The following is a 17,828-nucleotide window of genomic DNA, read 5'->3' as shown; positions in this document are numbered from 1 at the left end:
GTGGCCGCTTTACTCAAAATCAACCTTGGGCAGGGCTTTCTCAGCCTCGGTGGCTTCAAAGGAGTCCTTTCTGGAAAAGCCGGAAATACCAGCCACCACATTGCCGGGGAAGGCCCGCACGGCGATGTTGTAGTCTTTCACCGCGTCGTTAAAGGACAGGCGAGCAACGTTAATACGGTTCTCGGTGCCGGTTAACTCATCTTGCAGCCGAATGAAGTTTTGATCGGCTTTCAGTTGCGGATAATTCTCGGCAATGGCCAGCAAGCGCCCCAAAGACGAGTTGAATGCGCTATTGGCAGCGGCGGCCTCTCTGGGGTTGCTGTTCACATCCGCGGCCAACAGGCGGCTGCGCGCTGCGGCAATGTTCTCGTAGACGCCTTTTTCGTGTTTGGCGTAGCCTTTGACGGTGGCCACCAGATTGGGGATCAAGTCCGCCCGGCGCTTTAACTGCGATTCCACATTGGAGGCCTGACGTTCCACTTCGGCGTCTTTGTTAATCAGTCCGTTGTAAGTCCCCATAAACCACAGCCCGATCACCACGATCACGCCCAACAGGCCCAATAAAATGGCTGTGCCGGAGCCGACGCCAGGAAGCGCCTGTTTAGGGGAGCCTTGTTTACGAGACATCAGCTTGTGAGACATCATTGGCGGGGACCTCTTTCAATCAAACTGCCCGGAAAAGCATAGAAAACCTGACGGAACGCAGGTACTTTTCACAGGGTTTACAGGGTCTATTGTACCGCTCTCGGCCCGGAATGGATACAGGCGGACAGCGGCTAACTGCCAGTGGAAAATGCCCCCTCCTCCCGTTGGAGAGGCTTATTCCACCGACAGTCAGACGGTTTACAGATTTCGGGACTCGCTTAGGTGACAACGGCCTCTACCAGTTCACTGACCTTGGCTTTCACTTCACTTTTGGCCAAATCCCCCTCACTGATGATGCCGATCAGGGCGTTCTCATCGTTCAGAACGGGAATGCGACGAATCTGTTCGCGTTCCATAATGTCCAGCACGGTTTCAATGTCGTCGGTTTCCATGCAGGTCATCACATCGGTACTCATCAACTCGCTGACGGGTGTATCTTCCGGGTCCAGATGTTCCAGCACCGTTCTCAGGCAGATATCCCGGTCGGTAATGATCCCGATACAGTGATCCAGTTCATCCACAATGGGCACCACCCCGCAGTCCTCCCGGTTCATGATCCTCACGGCGTCGTAAATGGTGTGTTCTGCTCGGCAGGTGGAAGGGTTGGCGGTCATCACGTCTTTGGCCAGGCACATGCGTTGTTCCTCCTTACTCTGGAATCGTCAGTCACAGGTGAAGTTGTGATTGGAAACAGGGATGGTAAAAACTATGGGCTTTCTCTCAGGCTGTCCGGCAGGGCGTTGGGGGTGGGGTCCAGTTCTTCATCCAGATCTTCGGTGTAATTTTCCAGATCCTCAGAGGAGGCATCGTAGCTTTCCGTGAAGACATCCACGTCCTCCTCACCAGCCACAAAGGCCTGTGTGTCTCTCAGATCTTCGCTGTGCAAGGCCCCTTCATCGGCCAGGTAGGGATTTTCCTCGTTCTGGATATTCTGAAGATCAAGCACCACTTCCGGGTATTCCTCACGGTTCTCGACTAAAAGGGCATCATCACTGTCACTATCCAGCCCATAAGGGCCCGCGTAGCCAGGCGCTTCCCCTTCTTCCCTGAAACTTTCTGAAAATCCAGCTGCGGCGCTGGTGGCTTCAGGCACCACAAACGAATCTGGCTGAAGCGTTTTGCCCACCTGCGCCTTGGCGGTGGGTACGTTGGTTCCTTCCACCAAATGCCTGAAATTTTGGAGTTCCTCTTGCAGGACTTTCTGCGGATTGAGTAGAAAATGGGCAAGGGCTTCGCCCAGCGGGCCTGTGGGCAATTCGTAGTGGAAGTCGCACTCCATTTGGGTTTCCTGCGGCCCTGCCTCGGTAAAGCGAACCGTCCCCTCCGCCCTGGTTTTTCCGCCGGGCAGACTGCGCCATGAGAGGGATCGGCGGCCTTCGTTCAGGGTCACTTCCATATCCCCGCCCACTTCAATGCCCAGTGTCCCCTTAAAAACCCAGTGCCATTGCTGCGGGGCCATGGGCCATACGGCGTCCACATGGGTCATAAAATGGGGAAATTCCTCAAAGTGAATCCATTTTTGGTAGCACAGGCTGGCCGGTGCGTTGATGGTCAACGATTCGTGCAGGCGTTCCATGGTGCGGCTCTCCCTTATTGTCTGGCAAGGGGTAAGGGTTTTTAAAAGGCGAGCATTGGGGGTAACAGTGAATCTTGCATATCACGGCGAAAAAAGCGGGGCGACTCCGGATGAGCGGATTACCGGATGAACGCATCCGGGGTGTTTGAACATACTGTTAAAGCGAAACTTTATAATCCCTCTCTGGTAAGCCTATCAGCCTGCCGAATGATGAACAATTCCCCACCTGTCCACAGTCAGCCGGGCTACGCCGTTGGCCTTGTTGTTGCCTTGGGTTTGTTATAGCGTGAGAGAATGTCGATACTGTCATCCTTACATTTGCAAGAACTGCTGATGTTTTTTATCGGGACGTTTGTCTCCCTGTTTTCCATTGTGGACCCCCTGATGGCGGCCCCCTTGTTTGTGACCCTGACCGATGGACAGACTGCCGCCCAGCGCAATCAGGTGGCCCGTCGGGCCTCTATTTTTTCCTTCGTCATTCTGGGTATTTTCTTTATCACCGGCAGTCTCATACTCAATTTTTTCCAGATCTCCATTGACGCCTTGCGCATCGCCGGAGGCCTGATGATTCTGTCGTCCGCCTACGGGATGCTGAACAAAAAAGACAGCCTGGATGTTATCGACGAACAAGAGGCCCACAAGAAAGCGGTAGCCCACGATGACATCGCCTTTTCCCCCTTGGCCATGCCCATTCTCAGTGGGCCGGGGGCCATTGCCGTCATCATCGGGATGACCACCAACACCGGGGGGTCAGTGGCCAAGTATCTGGTTATTTTGCTGGCCATTATGGCCGTCTGCTTCAGCAGTTACCTGACCATGCGGGTTTCTCAGACCATCATGAACCGCATGGGCCCCACCATTGTGAAAGCATTTACCCGCATTATGGGCTTTATTCTGCTGTGCGTGGGGGTGCAGTTTATGGTAAACGGGATTGCTCCCTTGCTGGCCAAGGCCCTGCACGGCCATTAAGCGATTAATGTTCCAGAAACGGGTTGAACAAATGCTCACTGTCCCAAGGCGCGTTCAAAACCTGTGTGGCTTCCAGTTGGTGGAGTCTTTCCGCGGCGGGATTCACCCTGATATCATCGGGGGTGAGGGTAAAGCGAGGCAGTTTGCCCACTTCGTTGTAGGGAAAATCTCTCAGAATTTGCTGGCGGGGTCGAAAGCCGCTGGCGGCTGTCCGGGACGGCGGGTGGGATTTTACAGGTGACGGGTGGGGTTTTACAGGTGACGGGTGGAGTTTTACAGGCGGCTGGTGGCCTCTAATCTTTTGGGCGACCTGTTCCGCTAGCTGCTGAAGTTTTTGTCGGCCCCGGTTCCAGACGCGTTGCCCAAACGCCATTTGTGGGGACGTGGGTTTCAAGCCCTTACTGTGGGTTTGCTCACCGGGGAATTCAGGCCAAAGCTCCTGCGGCCAATTCAGTGGAACAGCAGCCTGCCCCAGTCCGGGAATACTGCCGACTGTGTTGACTCTAGAGGCCGCTTGTTGCCAAGCCCACTGACCAGCCTGATGCAGCGGTTCCAGCATGCCCGTCTAATACTCTCAATCCAACAAACTCGGTCTTATTTTAACCCATCGCTCTCAATTTCGACAGTGCCTGGCGAGGTGATCCAAATTAGGCCTGATGGTGCGAGACGACGCGCGTTCAAAATCTGTTAACCGGGGCTAAAAACTGTTGGGATCAAAATAGTTGGGCCGACCGTGATTTTTGCTTTGTTGCAACTGGCTCGATTTTAAAATCTGGCTTTGCAGACCCTGAGCTTCCTGTGCCTGCCCGTTCTGGCTGATTTGCTCCGGGCTGATGGAGAATTTTGGCAAGGTCCGCTGTTGGGCTTGTTGTGTCGAAGGCTGAGCCAAGCCGGGCATAGCGCCCCCCGCCGCCGGATTCCCCGCAAGCAGGGGCCTACCGGGAGCCATTGGCGTGCCAGGCATGGCGCCGGACATTAAATTAGCGGCCATCAGGGCTTGCGGTCCCTGCGGCATGGTGTTTCTGGCGGAAGGCCCCTCAATGCTTTCCTTGCTGGGTTTACCAAAAATGACATGGGCCACTTTTTCTCCCACCCATTGCATGCCGGAACCAAAAACAAACATGGCCGTCAGTTCCGTGGCCAGTCCGCCCAGGGTCAGGCGAGAGAAAAATCCGCCCAGTCCTTTGCCAAATACAGTGCCCAGACCTTGGGCCGCCATAGTTTGACCGCCGCATGCTTTTTGTACCCACTTGCCACAGTTTTCCCCGAAGAAGGGTATCCAACGTCCCATGCTCGTGGCGTCAAAGGGGCGTTTGGTGGCAAAGCGTCCCAGTACCTTGTGGAACAGACCGGTACTGTTCAGCCATTTTTTACCCAGTTCCCAGCCAATAAAGTTGGCCACGCCGGAACCAAAAAAGTCATGGAAAAAGGTTTTGGTTTTTTCGCCCTCTTTGGCGTGGTTGGCTTTTTTGAAAGCCATCCCGAAGATCATGGCCCCGGCGGCCACCGGACCGAGCAAGCTCCAGTTCATGAAGCCCTTCTTGGCACCCATGCTCAGGGTTTCCCCGTTGAAAATCCGTTGTAAATACTGCCCCCCCAGGGCAATGGTGCGACCGATGGGCCCGACGCCGTCCCGGGCCAAATTGGCGGCCAGCTTGGCCTGCGCCTCGTAAGAAGGCTTGTAGAGGTTATTGAGTCCGCTGATACGTTCTTTCAGGCCCCGTAAACTCTGGAAAAGCTGTTTTTGTTCTTTGGTGGCCTTGCCGCCCAGTTCTTCCAAGACCTCCAGCTTGGCCTGGGTGGCGTTCATGACGTTCTGAAAGCGCCCCTGTTGCGTATGGGCGGCCAACCAGTCCGCTTGCTTGCTGGTAAAAGCGGGGGTTTTATCCGCCCACTTCAAGGCGGCCACCCGTTCCGTGTTGAGCTTGGCTTTGTAGGTTTTGAGTGCGTCTCCGCTGAACTCCGATTCCAGTTTTTGCAGTTGCTCTTTAAAGTATTCTTCGGTGAGGGTGGCGTACTTGGCCCCGATGGCAGTCTGGTGTTTGCTCAATAAGGCTTCGTAGGCTTTTTGTTGTGGTTCGCTCAAACGGTTGGGAAACTTCTCCAGCACCTTGCCAATGTGCTTTTCTTCCATTCGGGCAACCGCATGCGCATAGTCATGCACGGGTTTACCCTGTTCATCCAGACACAAGGTATTGCTTAAAAAGCCTTCGCTTAAAAAGGGAAATCGTTGGGTCAGGCTGTTCTGATGACGCTCCAGCCATTGGCTGACCTGTCGAACGCCAGCCAATTCATCAATCCACTTGGCGGCCTCTGGAAGGGGGCCATTCAGCTTCTCCCCGATGAGGGCCGACAAGCCCAATGCCGTGGCCACGCCCGCAGCGGCGCCCAGGGCTGCTTCCTTGGGACCGGGCAGGATACTCCCTAAAATGTCTCCTCCGTTGGGGTCGGCCATTTGCTGTTGAGCCATGGCCAGCATGCGCGGATCGATACCCTGCATGGCCTGAGCCATGGCCGCGGCCTGTGCTGGATTCAGGTGGTTTGCCTGAGGGAGGCCCTGCAAAAATTGTCCGTTTGGAAGCTGGGGAAACGGTTGGCCCATGACTGATGATCCCTTATGTGTCGCCTGTGCCCAAAACAAGGAGTCAACCCGTGCGTTATTGGCATGAAAACAGGCCAGGTTTTTTTGATGCCAGTCTTCGCGTAGGTAAAATGTCTCAATATGGACAGGTCTAAAGAAGTATAGATCAAGCAGGCAACCCGGTTGATGAAAAGTGACCGATCCACTATTCAGGGGAGCAGGGGCCCCAAATTTACGGCATTTGAATGTATGCGAAAGTCCTGAACCTGCGTAAAATCAAACCCATACTCGTAACTTGCGGGTGGTTCAAGAACATAAACTGGTCAATTCGTGTGGATTTCTGACATATTTGAAACGGGCGTTGCTTAAATAAGAGGCAAGCGCCCGTTTTTTTGTGGAAAACAGGCGCTTTTTTCTAAGGAGTGACTTTATAAAACCCTTAACCGACCAGGAACTCTTCGTCCCCGAACAGGGCCAGCATTTCGTTGGCCTGTCCCCGAGCGTCTCCTTTGCAGCTGATAAAGCGCCGCACCTGAAAGGAAATGATCTTGGCCGACTCGTAAGCGGTTTGGGTAAAGGTGGTGTCGTGATTGGAAATAACCACGTGAACCCCTTTTTTGGAGAGGTTCTTGGCCACTTCGGCCAGGGTTTCCTGTTCTTTCAGGCCAAAACCACCGCTGCTGTATCCGGTAAAATTGGCCGTTTCCGTCAGGGGTACATAGGGCGGATCGCAGTAAATCACGTCGCCGGGGCGGGCCATTTCCATGATCTCCACAAAATTTCGGTTGGTCAGGGTGGCGTTCTGAATTTTCTGGTGGAACTGGGTCATTTCCACGGCGGGGAAATAAGGCTTGCTGTAGCGGCCAAAGGGGACGTTGAATTCGCCCTTGTTATTGTAGCGGCACAGCCCATTGTAGCCGTGGCGGTTTAAATACAAAAACAGAGCGGCTCGCAGGCGCTCATCCCCGGTCTGGTTGAAAATTTTACGAAACTGATAGTAAGTGTCCGCGTCATTCATTTCTTTCACAAAAAAAGTCTGGCAATAGCCAATAAAGCGTTGACCATCTTGTTGCAGGTAGCGGTATAAGGTCATCAAGTCCGCGTTAATGTCGTTCAGGATGGTGTTTTCAAAGTCGGTGTTCAGGAAAACGGCGGCGGAACCGGCAAAAGGCTCGATCAACCGGTTGCCACTGGGCAGCACAGCCTTAATACGGTCGATGATGGCATACTTGTTGCCTGCCCACTTCAAAAACGGCTTCATAATTTCTCCAAGGACTTTACGTTTCTTTACTCATCATAATATTCTTTTACAATTTCGGGAAGCCCCTTGGACAAAGTTTTTTCAAGATCCACTACCTGAAGGTGCCTGTGCTGAAAGGCTGGACTCTAATCGACTTCTGGATCCGCAATCCCTGAAAACGCTTGCAGGTACCTGCTTGAGATCGAGTTTCTTGCTCAAACGGGGATGCGGGGGTGGGGTTCCTCACTCTTGGGCAGGTAAGGTCTGGTGCGCGGTATTTAATCGGAAAGGTGGCTCCTGCCTGGGGATGCTAAATTGGGAAGGGGCGGGAACCGCTGGGCAGTGCCCGCCGTCACCCTGCATCCGGCCAGCGATTGGATGCCCTTCCACAAGCGGAACAGTTTTTTTTACAAAAGGGCTTTACATTCCGCTCTTAGCGAGGAAAATATTTATACTTTCAAGTATCAACAAGTCGGGTTTATTAGAAGTAAGTGGTTAGATTCAAACCAGTCAGATTGCTGGCAGGTTTGCAGTCCGTTTATTGATTGATAATTCGGTGCTTGTTGGCAACATATCAACAAGTGGCCTTGAAGGGGTATACGTTTACAAGATTCAGGCAGTTCGCATTTAATGCCTGCTATTTCGGGCATCCATTTTTAAATTTCCAATCAACAAACTACAAAAAAGGTGATGAACATAGGTTTCCGCAAGGAAACCTTTTTTTTAAGCCTTTAGCTCCGAAAGGAAACCTTTTTTTTAAGTCGTTGGGTAACCTTTTTAGGCGCTGACTTCGCCCAGCGGCCGCTAATCAAAGCCAAGCGCTCTCTAATCAAAGCGGTCTTTAATTTTGCTTTGCGGCGGATAGGGCCAGTAAGGCCGAACGGCTCCGGCAGGGTGGGCTACAGTTTTTGGCTGGGCCGGTTTTGCCAAAAGGGCCACCAGCGCTGAGGGTTCCACCACAAGTCGGGGTGCCGGGCGGCCAACGCCAATACGGTTTGCGACCGTTGCCCCGAAGGCTGATCTGGCTGGTTGAAGTGCCACAGGGGTTTTCGGGTAAAGGGAAACTTGAAAAGCCAGTTCTCGCTGATAATTTTTCGCTGACTGAGATCCGTTAAACTGGCCGCCCCGTGACTAAAGCCGGAGCCACTGCGTTTCCATCCGCCCCAGGGGGCGCAGGCCAGGGCAAAATTGGTGGGGCCCACCTCGTTAATCACCACGGTGCCGCAGTGTAAGCGTCGGGCAACCTCGTGCGCTTCAGGGGTAGGGCCAAACACGCTGGCCGTCAGTCCAAAGGGGGTGTCATTGGCCAAGGCAATAGCCTGCTCAATGGTTTCATAGGGGATAACGGGCAAGACCGGCCCAAAGGTTTCCTCGGTTAACACACGGGCCTGCGGCGGAACTTTGCTGAGCAAGGTCGGCTCATAGAAAAAACCCGGCCTGTCCACAGCCTGCCCACCGATGATCAATTCCGCTCCCTGTTGCAGGGCGTCTTGCACCTGCTCGGCAATCAGTCGCCGTTGGGCGTCGCTGATCAAGGGCCCCAGATGGCAGTCTTTTTCTTCCGGGGAGCCTATTTTCAGTTGCCGGATTTTTGCTTTGAGCAAGTCCAGCAAGGCGGCCTCTTGTTGAGCTGGAACGAAGAGTCGTTTGACGGCGGCGCAGGTTTGCCCGGCGTTGATAAATCGGCCCCAAAGGGCGTAGCTGGCCACCTGCTCCAGGTCGCAGCCGTCCAGAACAATCATGGGGTCGCTGCCGCCCAGTTCCAGACTAAGCCATAAGCGCTGTCGGGCGGCGGTTTCCGCGATACGTTGACCGGTGCGATCACTGCCGGTGAAGATGACCCCGTCAATGGGCTGCGCCAGCAGAGAGGCTCCGGTGGCCCCGTCCCCCACCAGCACCTGGACAGTCTGGGGGGAGGCTCCGGCTGCGGTCAGGCCCGCCTGCACTAACTCGATGAGGTGCTGCCCACAGGCGGGGGTCAGTTCACTGGGTTTTAAAACAACACTGTTACCGGCCATAAGGGCTGCCGCCATGCCGCTACAGGCAATGGCCACCGGAAAATTCCAGGGCGAAATAATGGCGATGACCCCGCGCGGGGACCAGGTTTCCCGGTGCAACCGTCCGGTCACCAGAGACATCCAATCGGGCTGGATGAGCCGTTGCTTCAGCCCATGCGGGCCGATTTCGGCATAGTAGCTCAGCACGTTTAAGGCGGTGGCGATATCCGCCTCCAGGGCGTCCGCTATGGGTTTACCGGTTTCCTGGCTGATGGTTTGGGCCAGATGCCGGGCCTGCTGATAAATTATTCCCCGAATGGCTTTCAGCACCGCGGCCCGTTGCTTCAGGGACGTCTCTCCCCAGCCCGCTTGCGATTCTCTGGCCTGAAGGACGGTGCGGGCAATGACCGCCTCGGAGGGGCAAGTATACGTCTGAAGCGGTTCCCCCGTGGCGGGGTTCAGTTTGACAAACGGGTGCGGAGCATCGACGGTCATGGGCGATTTCTCATGCTGAAGCAAACCCCTCCATTATAGCCAGTTTGAGAGGGGATGAACGAAGCGACCCCGCCGCAGGTTGAATCCGGGGAAAAATGGCTTACACTACTCAAAAACAGGTAGCTCGTGAAAGTGGCGCGTGAAAATGAAAAGTAAAAGAGACAGTAAAAGCAGATAACAAAACTGGATTGAAGTTTTTGCTCTTTGGGTCGAATAGCCTGTTAGTGAGGCCATGGGTCGCTTTATGACACTGGAGGGTTCCCGATGAATTTTGGTACGGCTTTCAAGGTTTTTCAATTGCAGTTGCTCAAGCAGTCCGGCATGGCGGTCACGCCTCAGCAGCTGGGGTTGAAGTCGGACCCGGTGGCGGACTTGCAAGCCAGGAACGCCACGGGTAGTTTTGGCAACGTGCTGGGCGGACTCAACCTGCCCGTGCTGCCCACCCCCCCGACGGATATGACGGATACTGCGGCCCAGACCAAATATCAGGCGGATTTGCTGAAGTACAACAACAGTTTTCAGGCTTATAACCAGCGGCTGATGATGATGCTGTTGAATCAGATGCAGGCCATGCAGCAAACCATGGCCTCCATTCAGAAAAATAGCAAAAGCACCGGCTCAGGTGCCGACAGTGGCATTTCGGATACGGTCTCCTCGGTGGGCGGTATTTTGGGCTAGCCGGGCTGTAGTATCCGGCTCTTGCAAACGGCTCATGCAAAAAACTGACTGTCCTCCATTGCGGTGTTTAGCCAGCCATGGCAGCGGGGTATAAATCCCCAGACCGATCGGTTCAGGGGGGGGCTGAAGTCCCCCCACCTTAAAAGGACAAGGCTTTTCGTTTCAACTCCCCGTTCACGTCATTAAAACTGTACAAAATCTGTGAGGACGATTGCTGTGAAAACAAACGCATTGGGCGTCATTGGTGCTTCCAAAGGGCTGATTGTGCTGGGGGCCATGCTGTTATCGGTAACCTCGCCCCTGTCCGGCTGGGCCAAGCCACAGGCCTCCCCGCAACCTGAGACACAACCCAGGACACAACTGAGCAATCCGCAAAGGCCCCAAACCTTCTGGCCGCAACTGGGAGGGGTGCAGTCTCTGGATGTGCTGGGCTGGGAGACTGCGGGCTTCTCCGCCCGCCGGGAAAGCGTCCCACCCGAAATTGCGGAGTACGCCAGAGCGGCTTTACAAGAGCAATCCAATCTCCCATACCAGTCCCCTGCCGATGCCATTTTGAAATTTGAATGTGCCGATTCGGGCTGTTACCGGGTTCGGGCACAGGTCTCCCAGGGTACCGACGGCCCTGTGCTGTGGGAGCATTCCGAGGTGTATCGGCGCTGCCCCCTGATGCGCTTTACCTTTCAGCCAGACGGCAAAAAATTTGCCCGCCGCATGGTGAATCGCCTGACCCTGGACTATCAGAACGCCCTCAAGCCCAATATGGCCAAAATCGAGATAGAAAACCCCTAGCAGAGGAGGGGTCCTGTCGCCCCTGGGCAGGCGTGGAACCCAGACATTCCTTTTTCCGCTCCTTCCGCTCCTTGTGCTGGGCCTTGTCCACAGTGTCCAAAAACCGTGTCGGCAGGGACAGGTCGGCTGTTTATACCGGAATCTCCGGTATAATGGTTTTACAGTTTGTTACAGAATTGCCGACCTGCCCTAAAGATCCACGCTTTTGGGCCGACAAGTTTCATGCACCACCAGTTCAAGTTTTCACGTGTTGAGTGAATGAGGATCAAACCGATTGATATGAAGGCCCGACTGTTCCGGTATCAAAAAAATGCTGGCTTTAGCCTGATTGAAGTGGCCGTTGTGATTGCCCTGATTGCCATTTTAGCCGCCATGGGCATGACGGCTTTTCAGGGGATGGATGAACACCGGGATGCTGAAATGGTCATGAGTGTTCAGGCCACCCTGCAGTCCATTGTGACCCAGGGGGCTACCCGCATGGATATTCGGCCCAGCGATTTTAATGATCAGGATTACAGGGCTGTGCTGATAGCGACTCAGCACGCCCTGGGGAATATAGGAACCGGGACGAACGGGTCTGCGGTCCGGTTGTCCGGCAGCGGACGAAGTTTCAGCCTGACCATACCCTCCTCCCGACGAGGGGCTGTGTTTACGGTCAATAACAATGGCGTGGTGGAACTGGAGACGGCCAACAACTTTACCAGTTATCAAAAAGACTCCCAATCCAAATCCCTGGTTAAAAAGTGACCTTGTAACCGAGGCGGAATCTGTATGATTGAGGTAACCCGAAGGTTTCGACAAGCGGCGTTCCATGGCCCCCCCCCCGGTGGCCTCCATGGCGTTACGCATGGGGTTACATACGGGGTTACTATGGTTGAACTGGCCATGTCCATGATGATCATCGCCGTTCTATCCGTGGGGGTGGCCAGCTTGATGCGCGTGGGCATTGAGGCCCAGCTGGCTGAGCGGGTGAATCAGAAAATGCAGATCATCTCCATGTCCATTGTGGACGACTTGCGCCGGGACTTGCAAACGGCCAAGAAAGTAACGTTAACAAACGGTAGCACTTTGGATCTTGAAGTTCCACGCCCCACCAATCCTGCTTTACCAGACAATGTCACTTACCAGTGGGCCAATGGCCGTTTCAGTCGCGAAGTGGGCGGAACTGTCAAAATCTATAACGACATCGCCGCCGATCGTTCCCTGAGGGTCAATTGTGTGAACGCGAGTAACGTCTCGGTCAACTGCTTTCGCTGGGTCAATGCAGGACGGACCATGTTGGGAGTGTCCGGCCTGCGGATAGAACATACCGGGTTTGGAAACACGGTGTTTGATCAACAGTTTGGAGCGCCCAACTATACGGTTCGGGACCTGACGTTTGACGTTTCCATCAATCGAACCTTTCAATAAACCTGAAAAGGCGGCCTGCGGTCTCAAAGGGCAACGTCCGAACCGTTGGATAGATTCGTGTCGCGGCGCTGGTTGCTCGAAATATGGTATAGAATAGAATGACGGCATCCAATTGAGCAATCGGTAGAGATAGAAGAGACAGGTGTTGATGAAAACACGGGTTTTAATCGTGGAAGATCACCCCATGACGCTGGTGGGGCTTAAAATGCTATTGACCAAAAACGAGGGAATCACGGTGGTGGGCGAAGCGTCCAATGGACTGGAAGCCGTTCATCAGGCCGAGCAGACCCAGCCGGAAGTGATTCTGATGGACATCGGCCTTCCGGAAATGGATGGCGTGGAAGCCACTCAGAAAATCAAGGCGGCTCATCCCGGTGTGCGCATCATTATGCTGACCTCCAAGGACAACGAGCGGGACGTTTTCGCCGCCCTCTCCGCGGGAGCGGATGCCTATTGCATGAAGGGAATTTCTGTTGAGGCCCTGACCTCGGCCATTGAAGCCGTCAAGGAAGGAACCGCCTGGCTGGATCCGGCGGTGGCCCGCATGGTATTGGGTCGATTTCAGGGGGCCACACCGCTTCAGGAGGCTTTGCCCAGTGGGAAGGCACCCGATGATCTGGCCTTGCAGGATTGCCCGTTGACCGCTCGGGAGATGGAAGTGCTTCGGCTGATTGTGGACGGCCTGTCGAACCCGGAAATCGCGGAAAGGCTGACCATCACCAAGGCCACAGCCAAGGCCCATGTCCACAGTATTCTGCAAAAACTATGTGTGGATGATCGCACCCAGGCCGCAGTTCTGGCCATGCGTCAGGGCTACGTCTAGCTCCTGCCAAGCAGGTATCTGCTTATGGGGCGGACTTTAGCCAAGCTGCCGCATCCAGGGCGTGATAAGAAATGATCAAATCGGCTCCGGCTCGCTTGATGCCCGTTAACAGCTCCAGTACGGTGGCTTTTTCATCCAGCCAGCCATTGGCGGCAGCCGCCTTCACCATGCTGTACTCCCCGGAGACGTTGTAAGCGGCCACCGGCAGATTGGTCATTTTGCGCACCTGGCTAATGATATCCAGATAGGGCAAGGCGGGCTTGACCATAACAATGTCGGCGCCTTCCTGAATGTCCAGAGAAACCTCTTCCAGCGCCTCCCGGGCGTTCCGGGGGTCCATTTGATAGCCTTTACGGTCGCCCGAGGCGGGTGTGGATTCCGCGGCGTCCCGGAACGGGCCGTACAGGGCGCTGGCGTACTTGGCGGAATAGGCCATAATGGGCGTATCATCGTAGCCTGCATCATCCAGAGCGTCCCGGATGTAAGCCACCCGGCCATCCATCATATCGGAGGGGGCAATCATGTCCGCCCCGGCTTCCGCCTGAGAAACGGCGGTGCGGGCCAGCAGCTCCAGGCTGGGATCGTTTAAAACCCGGCCTTCCAGCAACACGCCGCAGTGGCCGTGGCTGGTGTATTCGCACAGGCAGGTGTCCGCAATGACCATCAGGTCTTTGCCGAATTGGCGTTTCAGCTCCCGGATAGCCCGCTGAACCACGCCTTGCTCAAACCAGGCACTGGAGCCCTCCTGATCTTTTTCAGAAGGGATTCCGAATACCAGAACAGCGCGAATGCCCGCTTCCAGCGCTTTTCCCGCTTCGATGACCGCGTTGTTCACAGAATTCTGGTAAATGCCCGGCATGGAAAGCACCGCAACACGACTGTGCTGCTCATCATTAATAAACAGTGGGTAAATCAAATCCGCGGGCCGCAAGTGGGTTTCGGCCATGGCTTCCCGCAAACGCTCAGTTTTGCGCAGCCTTCTCTTTCGGGTTATCGGAAAATTCATTCGGGTGGGGGGTTCCATAGTTAAACGGGAAGGACTAAATTGAAAAGTAAAGCATTGACTCCAAAATCTTAACAGAAGATTTTTCCAATGCCACTATCACTCTGTTCAAACACGCTCTATAATGAAAATGGAAGACTTCACAAACTGATCCGATTTTCAAGTTCCATTCCAAATTTTAGTTGCCCTTTTGGGCATCTCGTGAGTGTTTAATCATTTTTTATCATCATTGCTTCTAATCAAGGTTTCTAAAAATATCTGAATTCTTTCTGATTTTCTAAAGGTGTACTATTCGTTGCTCAAACTGCGATTTTCCGCACAGGTTATGTCTCCCGCAAGCACTAAACTCCAGACAAAAAGAAAGGCTTGGCACATCACATGAAGTCTTTGAGAGCCCACGGAACGAATTATTTGGCTGAATTACTAGGGCTTCGAATTCCGTTTATGGAAGCGGCCATTCTGGTTGCTTTTATGCTCATGTGTCTGGTCACTATTGTGGAAAGCAACGTCGGGGTGGAGCTACAGGGGCAGCAGGCGCTGGATGTCGCCAGGCAGAAGGCCCATCAGGAGCTGATGGCCTTCAGAACGACCGTGGCGCCCAACTAGGGACTCCGGCTCATTTTCGCCCAATCAGTGCCTTACATGGGCGAGCAGTGGCGTGTCGCGCTATAATGGGGATGTTAGGATGGCGCCTGTGTGCGTTGCGATAGAGTCTCCATGAGCATTCAAGACAATCAGGATAGTAGCGGCTACCGGCGAGCCCTGCGCTCAAAGCTAAATGGCCTGGCCTTCGCCTTGCGAAATTTCTGGCGCTGGCAGCCCCCCGTGTTTCAGGAGGCCCTTATCGCCGAACAACCGCAGATTCTGCAAAGCGACCCTGCTGTGGCCCTGAAGGCCCATCAGTTGCTCCAGCACTACGATTTAACCCGCCTGCCAGCCAAAAGCAGTGAATCCCGGCAACTGGAAAATCTGACTTATCTAGAGTGGCTGGATGCCTTTCTGCAAAGTCGTCCACAGGCTTTTGAGCAGCTGAGTGCCTTTTCCTGCCTGAACTGGCTGGATGTGGGCGCCAAAAACTGGGCTTACGTGGATGCCCTGGATGCTTTTATTCGAACGCATTTCGACACGGCCTACCGTCTGGACGGTCTGGAGCTGGACCCGCACCGTCGTTACGCCAACCTGACCACACGAGCGCAGGCGGCGGAAAACTATACCCGGGGGCTGGCCAATGCCCAGTATCATGAGGTAAACGCCATGGACTGGCGTCGAAAGGCCCATATCATCAGTCAGTTTATGCCCTTTGTTTCCCCGGATCCCCATTTGGCCTGGGGCTTGCCTCTGGAGTACTTTCAACCCTTGGAACTGTTGAATCACTTACTGGGGCTCCTGCAGCCCGGCGGCCTGCTGTTGGTGGTCAATCAGGGGACGTGGGAGGCGGAGGCTCAGGAGCGACTGTGGCAGCAAGTGCGTGGGGAGTGGCCCATCACCGTTGTCCCGCTAGGTGTTTTGCCTGCCTCTTTTATGGCGTATCGTTACCCCCGGTATGGTTGGCTGTGCCAAAAGGCGGAGGGTCCAGAGCAATGAGAGAGGCTAACGACCTGATTATTACCCTGGCCACCCGAAACGAGGGCAAGCGTCTGGAGCTGGAGCGCTGGCTTCAGCAGCGGCAAAGCCCCATTCAACTGGTATTAAACGAATCCGTGGGGGACATTGAGGAAACGGGCGGCACATTCTTGGAAAATGCCCTGATTAAAGCGCAGGCCACCCCGCCGGTAGTGCCCGGTGGTTGGGTTTTGGCCGAGGACTCGGGTCTGGTGGTGGATGCCCTGGACGGGCTGTATGGCCTGAGCCCGTTCCCGGGTTTGAAATCCAATCGCTGGCTGACCCCTGCACTCCGAGACACCTTGCTGGCGCAGGCTTACCCCAACAGGATGCCGCTGGATCGGATGACGGACAGCGGGGTCTCCAACACCGACCTGTGCTACGGGATTCTGGCGCTTCTGGGACAGAATCCCAATCGTTCTGCCCGGTATTGCTGCGGAATGGTTTTATGGAATCCCGCCAGACAGTTGACTATAGAGGCCCTGGAAAGTATTGAGCTGGGCGTAATCGATGGGGAACCGCGCGGGATTAATGGGTTTGGCTACGATCCTGTTATGCTGTTGCGCAACGAAGCGGGTGAACTCAGCGCCAACACAGTGGCCGAGCTTTCTTCCGATGAAAAGAACCAAATCAGCCACCGGGGAAAGGCATTTCAGGCTATTTTATCCGCCTTGGCCCGTGAGACGGGTATCGGGTTACCCTGAAGGCAGTTTCGTCTTATTTTCAGGATGCTTCAAGTCTTTGTCGCCTGATTAGGCCGCTCCGGCTCGACGTCCCGGTTGCTCCAACCCTGCCCGGGAAAATATTCCCGCTGGGGCAGACACACGCTGGAAAGCGTATCAAGCTCGCCGCAGTGGGCGGTATGGCGCAGGACTTCACTTTCGTCCCGGATGGCACACTGACGCCCATAGGCCAGCGCTTCTTCCTCGGTTTTAAAATGCTGGGTGATGTTGCGATTGGCCTCACTGACCACGCACCATCCGGTGTCGTTGGGAAAAATATGCAGGTTTTTGCCTTTTACACGCACGGCTCAACTCCTGTGGTTACTGAAGGCCTGCTCACAGGATAGCCAGTGCGCAGGGCGTTTAAAATTGGTCACATTGCTATATTTTGGTCTGTTGTTGACGCTAATCAGAGGTGCAGCCGCCCTCAGGGCAAGCGCTTGAGCCTCCTCGCCGGAGTCTCGATTCGCTGCGAAAACTCCGCTGGCAGCACTTGCTAAAATCCGAAAAGGGTTGAACATTCCAAGGGTAGGGAGCATAATAAAAATGAGCTCAGGTTCGAAATAACGATTTAGGCTGTCTGTATTCGCCTTTATCCGAGGTCCGCCAAGGTTTTTTCAGAACCCGGATAATTCGAATTGTCAGCTCGCATTTTGTTATTTCCCTAACCTTGAAGAGGCATTTTCGTATGGATAAAGATATTTCTTGTAAAGCTTGTGGCACTTCCTTTGTATTTACTCAGGAAGAGCAAGAATTTTACCAGTCCAAGGGCTTTTCCGAGCCTGGCAAGTGCAAACCCTGCCGGGACGCAGCCAAGCAGGCCCGTGGCGGTGGTGGTAGCCGTGGTGGTTACGGCGGCGGCGGATACGGCGCCCCTCGTGAAATGTTTGACGCAGTGTGCGCCGGTTGCGGCGTGCAAACCCAGGTGCCTTTCCAGCCCAATGGCAGCAAGCCCGTTTATTGCCGGGACTGCTTCCAGGCCAGCCGCACCAACAACTACGCTTACTAATGCAAACCATAAGGTAATCCGCTAATGGCAAAAAATAATCAGAAAAAAGAAAAAGCGCTTCGCAATCTGGAAAATGCGCGTAAATACCGCAAAAAAAGCACTGACAAGCGCCGTCGCTTCGCTGGCCCTCGTCCTGCCGCTCCCGCTGCTGCCGCAGGTGTGGCGCCGCAGTCTTTTGCGCAGCCCGCTTCCCAGCCGCAAGCCATTGCCAGACCTGCTGCTCCTGAAGCTTAATTCGTCGGGACAAGTTCAAACAAATTGCATAACAACAAGCTTAAGGATTTTTTTG

20 protein-coding genes are annotated in these 17,828 nt (G+C 54.5%); 11 read left to right on the top strand and 9 right to left on the bottom strand.

The window, feature by feature from the left end; genetic code table 11:
• Positions 1-9 precede the first annotated feature (9 nt).
• From DF283_RS11510 to DF283_RS11500, 3 genes are all read right to left on the bottom strand, one after another.
• Positions 10-627 (bottom strand): LemA family protein, encoded by a 618-nt coding sequence (locus tag DF283_RS11510; protein ID WP_443083020.1) that lies wholly within the window; start codon positions 625-627, stop codon positions 10-12.
• Positions 628-863: 236 nt separating this feature from the next.
• On the bottom strand, positions 864-1,280 hold the full coding sequence (locus DF283_RS11505; protein WP_303675019.1) for a CBS domain-containing protein: 417 nt from the start codon (positions 1,278-1,280) through the stop codon (positions 864-866).
• A 71-nt stretch (positions 1,281-1,351) separates the two neighbouring features.
• On the bottom strand, positions 1,352-2,221 hold the full coding sequence (locus DF283_RS11500) for an SRPBCC family protein (protein WP_303675018.1): 870 nt from the start codon (positions 2,219-2,221) through the stop codon (positions 1,352-1,354).
• Between the two features lie 294 nt (positions 2,222-2,515).
• On the opposite strand from DF283_RS11500, the gene DF283_RS11495 reads away from it, so the two are divergent.
• Complete coding sequence (locus DF283_RS11495) at positions 2,516-3,190, top strand: MarC family NAAT transporter (protein WP_303675017.1); 675 nt, start codon at positions 2,516-2,518, stop codon at positions 3,188-3,190.
• Positions 3,191-3,194: 4 nt separating this feature from the next.
• Here DF283_RS11495 and DF283_RS11490 read toward each other — a convergent pair whose 3' ends face one another.
• The 4 genes from DF283_RS11490 to DF283_RS11475 form a co-directional block, all read right to left on the bottom strand.
• Entirely contained in the window at positions 3,195-3,749 is a 555-nt protein-coding gene (locus DF283_RS11490) for a hypothetical protein (RefSeq protein ID WP_303675016.1), read from the bottom strand.
• Between the two features lie 138 nt (positions 3,750-3,887).
• Positions 3,888-5,792, bottom strand: coding sequence for a hypothetical protein (locus DF283_RS11485; RefSeq protein ID WP_303675015.1), 1,905 nt, complete (start codon positions 5,790-5,792; stop codon positions 3,888-3,890).
• Positions 5,793-6,210: 418 nt separating this feature from the next.
• Complete coding sequence (locus DF283_RS11480; RefSeq protein ID WP_303675014.1) at positions 6,211-7,032, bottom strand: Dam family site-specific DNA-(adenine-N6)-methyltransferase; 822 nt, start codon at positions 7,030-7,032, stop codon at positions 6,211-6,213.
• Between the two features lie 878 nt (positions 7,033-7,910).
• Entirely contained in the window at positions 7,911-9,503 is a 1,593-nt protein-coding gene (locus tag DF283_RS11475) for an aldehyde dehydrogenase family protein (protein ID WP_303675013.1), read from the bottom strand.
• 264 nt (positions 9,504-9,767) lie between these two features.
• Here DF283_RS11475 and DF283_RS11470 point away from each other — a divergent pair, with 264 nt between their 5' ends.
• The 5 genes from DF283_RS11470 (at position 9,768) to DF283_RS11450 (ending at position 13,203) form a co-directional block, all read left to right on the top strand.
• Entirely contained in the window at positions 9,768-10,181 is a 414-nt protein-coding gene (locus tag DF283_RS11470) for a hypothetical protein (RefSeq protein WP_303675012.1), read from the top strand.
• A gap of 216 nt (positions 10,182-10,397) precedes the next feature.
• Positions 10,398-10,970, top strand: a complete 573-nt coding sequence (locus DF283_RS11465) for a hypothetical protein (RefSeq protein ID WP_303675011.1) — start codon at positions 10,398-10,400, stop codon at positions 10,968-10,970.
• A 279-nt stretch (positions 10,971-11,249) separates the two neighbouring features.
• Positions 11,250-11,717, top strand: a complete 468-nt coding sequence (locus DF283_RS11460; RefSeq protein ID WP_303675010.1) for a prepilin-type N-terminal cleavage/methylation domain-containing protein — start codon at positions 11,250-11,252, stop codon at positions 11,715-11,717.
• Positions 11,718-11,840: 123 nt separating this feature from the next.
• Positions 11,841-12,380, top strand: a complete 540-nt coding sequence (locus DF283_RS11455; RefSeq protein ID WP_303675009.1) for a hypothetical protein — start codon at positions 11,841-11,843, stop codon at positions 12,378-12,380.
• A gap of 148 nt (positions 12,381-12,528) precedes the next feature.
• Positions 12,529-13,203 carry a response regulator gene (locus DF283_RS11450; RefSeq protein ID WP_303675008.1) on the top strand — a complete coding sequence of 225 codons (675 nt, stop codon included), beginning with the start codon at positions 12,529-12,531 and terminating at the stop codon, positions 13,201-13,203.
• A 22-nt stretch (positions 13,204-13,225) separates the two neighbouring features.
• Here DF283_RS11450 and hemB read toward each other — a convergent pair whose 3' ends face one another.
• Positions 13,226-14,209, bottom strand: a complete 984-nt coding sequence (gene hemB / locus DF283_RS11445; protein WP_303675007.1) for a porphobilinogen synthase — start codon at positions 14,207-14,209, stop codon at positions 13,226-13,228.
• Positions 14,210-14,584: 375 nt separating this feature from the next.
• Here hemB and DF283_RS11440 point away from each other — a divergent pair, with 375 nt between their 5' ends.
• The 3 genes from DF283_RS11440 to DF283_RS11430 all read left to right on the top strand — a co-directional run bounded on the left by DF283_RS11440 (position 14,585) and on the right by DF283_RS11430 (position 16,512).
• The gene (locus DF283_RS11440; protein WP_303675006.1) at positions 14,585-14,812 is read left to right on the top strand and encodes a hypothetical protein; all 228 of its coding nucleotides are present in this window, start codon (positions 14,585-14,587) and stop codon (positions 14,810-14,812) included.
• Positions 14,813-14,923: 111 nt separating this feature from the next.
• The gene (locus DF283_RS11435) at positions 14,924-15,790 is read left to right on the top strand and encodes a hypothetical protein (protein ID WP_303675005.1); all 867 of its coding nucleotides are present in this window, start codon (positions 14,924-14,926) and stop codon (positions 15,788-15,790) included.
• Positions 15,787-16,512 carry a non-canonical purine NTP pyrophosphatase gene (locus DF283_RS11430; RefSeq protein ID WP_303675004.1) on the top strand — a complete coding sequence of 242 codons (726 nt, stop codon included), beginning with the start codon at positions 15,787-15,789 and terminating at the stop codon, positions 16,510-16,512. The genes DF283_RS11435 and DF283_RS11430 overlap by 4 nt, the downstream gene beginning before the upstream one ends.
• Before the next feature lie 29 nt (positions 16,513-16,541).
• Here DF283_RS11430 and DF283_RS11425 read toward each other — a convergent pair whose 3' ends face one another.
• Positions 16,542-16,835, bottom strand: coding sequence for a DUF2188 domain-containing protein (locus tag DF283_RS11425; protein ID WP_303675003.1), 294 nt, complete (start codon positions 16,833-16,835; stop codon positions 16,542-16,544).
• A gap of 383 nt (positions 16,836-17,218) precedes the next feature.
• On the opposite strand from DF283_RS11425, the gene DF283_RS11420 reads away from it, so the two are divergent.
• Positions 17,219-17,539, top strand: a complete 321-nt coding sequence (locus tag DF283_RS11420) for a CxxC-x17-CxxC domain-containing protein (RefSeq protein WP_303675002.1) — start codon at positions 17,219-17,221, stop codon at positions 17,537-17,539.
• Positions 17,540-17,563: 24 nt separating this feature from the next.
• The gene (locus tag DF283_RS11415; RefSeq protein WP_303675001.1) at positions 17,564-17,773 is read left to right on the top strand and encodes a hypothetical protein; all 210 of its coding nucleotides are present in this window, start codon (positions 17,564-17,566) and stop codon (positions 17,771-17,773) included.
• Positions 17,774-17,828 lie beyond the last annotated feature (55 nt).

Origin of the sequence: Vampirovibrio chlorellavorus (assembly GCF_003149375.1) — a bacterium.
Lineage (GTDB): Bacteria > Cyanobacteriota > Vampirovibrionia > Vampirovibrionales > Vampirovibrionaceae > Vampirovibrio > Vampirovibrio chlorellavorus_B.
This window is presented reverse-complemented; position numbering and strand designations above follow the sequence as displayed.

Coding starts and splice junctions, on each gene's coding strand:
- DF283_RS11490 (WP_303675016.1), bottom strand. CDS start 3,749: ATGCTGGAACCGCTGCATCAGGCTGGTCAGTGGGCTTGGCAACAAGCG.
- DF283_RS11495 (WP_303675017.1), top strand. CDS start 2,516: ATGTCGATACTGTCATCCTTACATTTGCAAGAACTGCTGATGTTTTTT.
- DF283_RS11510 (WP_443083020.1), bottom strand. CDS start 627: ATGTCTCGTAAACAAGGCTCCCCTAAACAGGCGCTTCCTGGCGTCGGC.
- hemB (WP_303675007.1), bottom strand. CDS start 14,209: ATGAATTTTCCGATAACCCGAAAGAGAAGGCTGCGCAAAACTGAGCGT.
- DF283_RS11455 (WP_303675009.1), top strand. CDS start 11,841: ATGGTTGAACTGGCCATGTCCATGATGATCATCGCCGTTCTATCCGTG.
- DF283_RS11450 (WP_303675008.1), top strand. CDS start 12,529: ATGAAAACACGGGTTTTAATCGTGGAAGATCACCCCATGACGCTGGTG.
- DF283_RS11430 (WP_303675004.1), top strand. CDS start 15,787: ATGAGAGAGGCTAACGACCTGATTATTACCCTGGCCACCCGAAACGAG.
- DF283_RS11420 (WP_303675002.1), top strand. CDS start 17,219: ATGGATAAAGATATTTCTTGTAAAGCTTGTGGCACTTCCTTTGTATTT.
- DF283_RS11475 (WP_303675013.1), bottom strand. CDS start 9,503: ATGACCGTCGATGCTCCGCACCCGTTTGTCAAACTGAACCCCGCCACG.
- DF283_RS11500 (WP_303675018.1), bottom strand. CDS start 2,221: ATGGAACGCCTGCACGAATCGTTGACCATCAACGCACCGGCCAGCCTG.
- DF283_RS11505 (WP_303675019.1), bottom strand. CDS start 1,280: ATGTGCCTGGCCAAAGACGTGATGACCGCCAACCCTTCCACCTGCCGA.
- DF283_RS11415 (WP_303675001.1), top strand. CDS start 17,564: ATGGCAAAAAATAATCAGAAAAAAGAAAAAGCGCTTCGCAATCTGGAA.
- DF283_RS11470 (WP_303675012.1), top strand. CDS start 9,768: ATGAATTTTGGTACGGCTTTCAAGGTTTTTCAATTGCAGTTGCTCAAG.
- DF283_RS11485 (WP_303675015.1), bottom strand. CDS start 5,792: ATGGGCCAACCGTTTCCCCAGCTTCCAAACGGACAATTTTTGCAGGGC.
- DF283_RS11480 (WP_303675014.1), bottom strand. CDS start 7,032: ATGAAGCCGTTTTTGAAGTGGGCAGGCAACAAGTATGCCATCATCGAC.
- DF283_RS11440 (WP_303675006.1), top strand. CDS start 14,585: ATGAAGTCTTTGAGAGCCCACGGAACGAATTATTTGGCTGAATTACTA.
- DF283_RS11435 (WP_303675005.1), top strand. CDS start 14,924: ATGAGCATTCAAGACAATCAGGATAGTAGCGGCTACCGGCGAGCCCTG.
- DF283_RS11460 (WP_303675010.1), top strand. CDS start 11,250: ATGAAGGCCCGACTGTTCCGGTATCAAAAAAATGCTGGCTTTAGCCTG.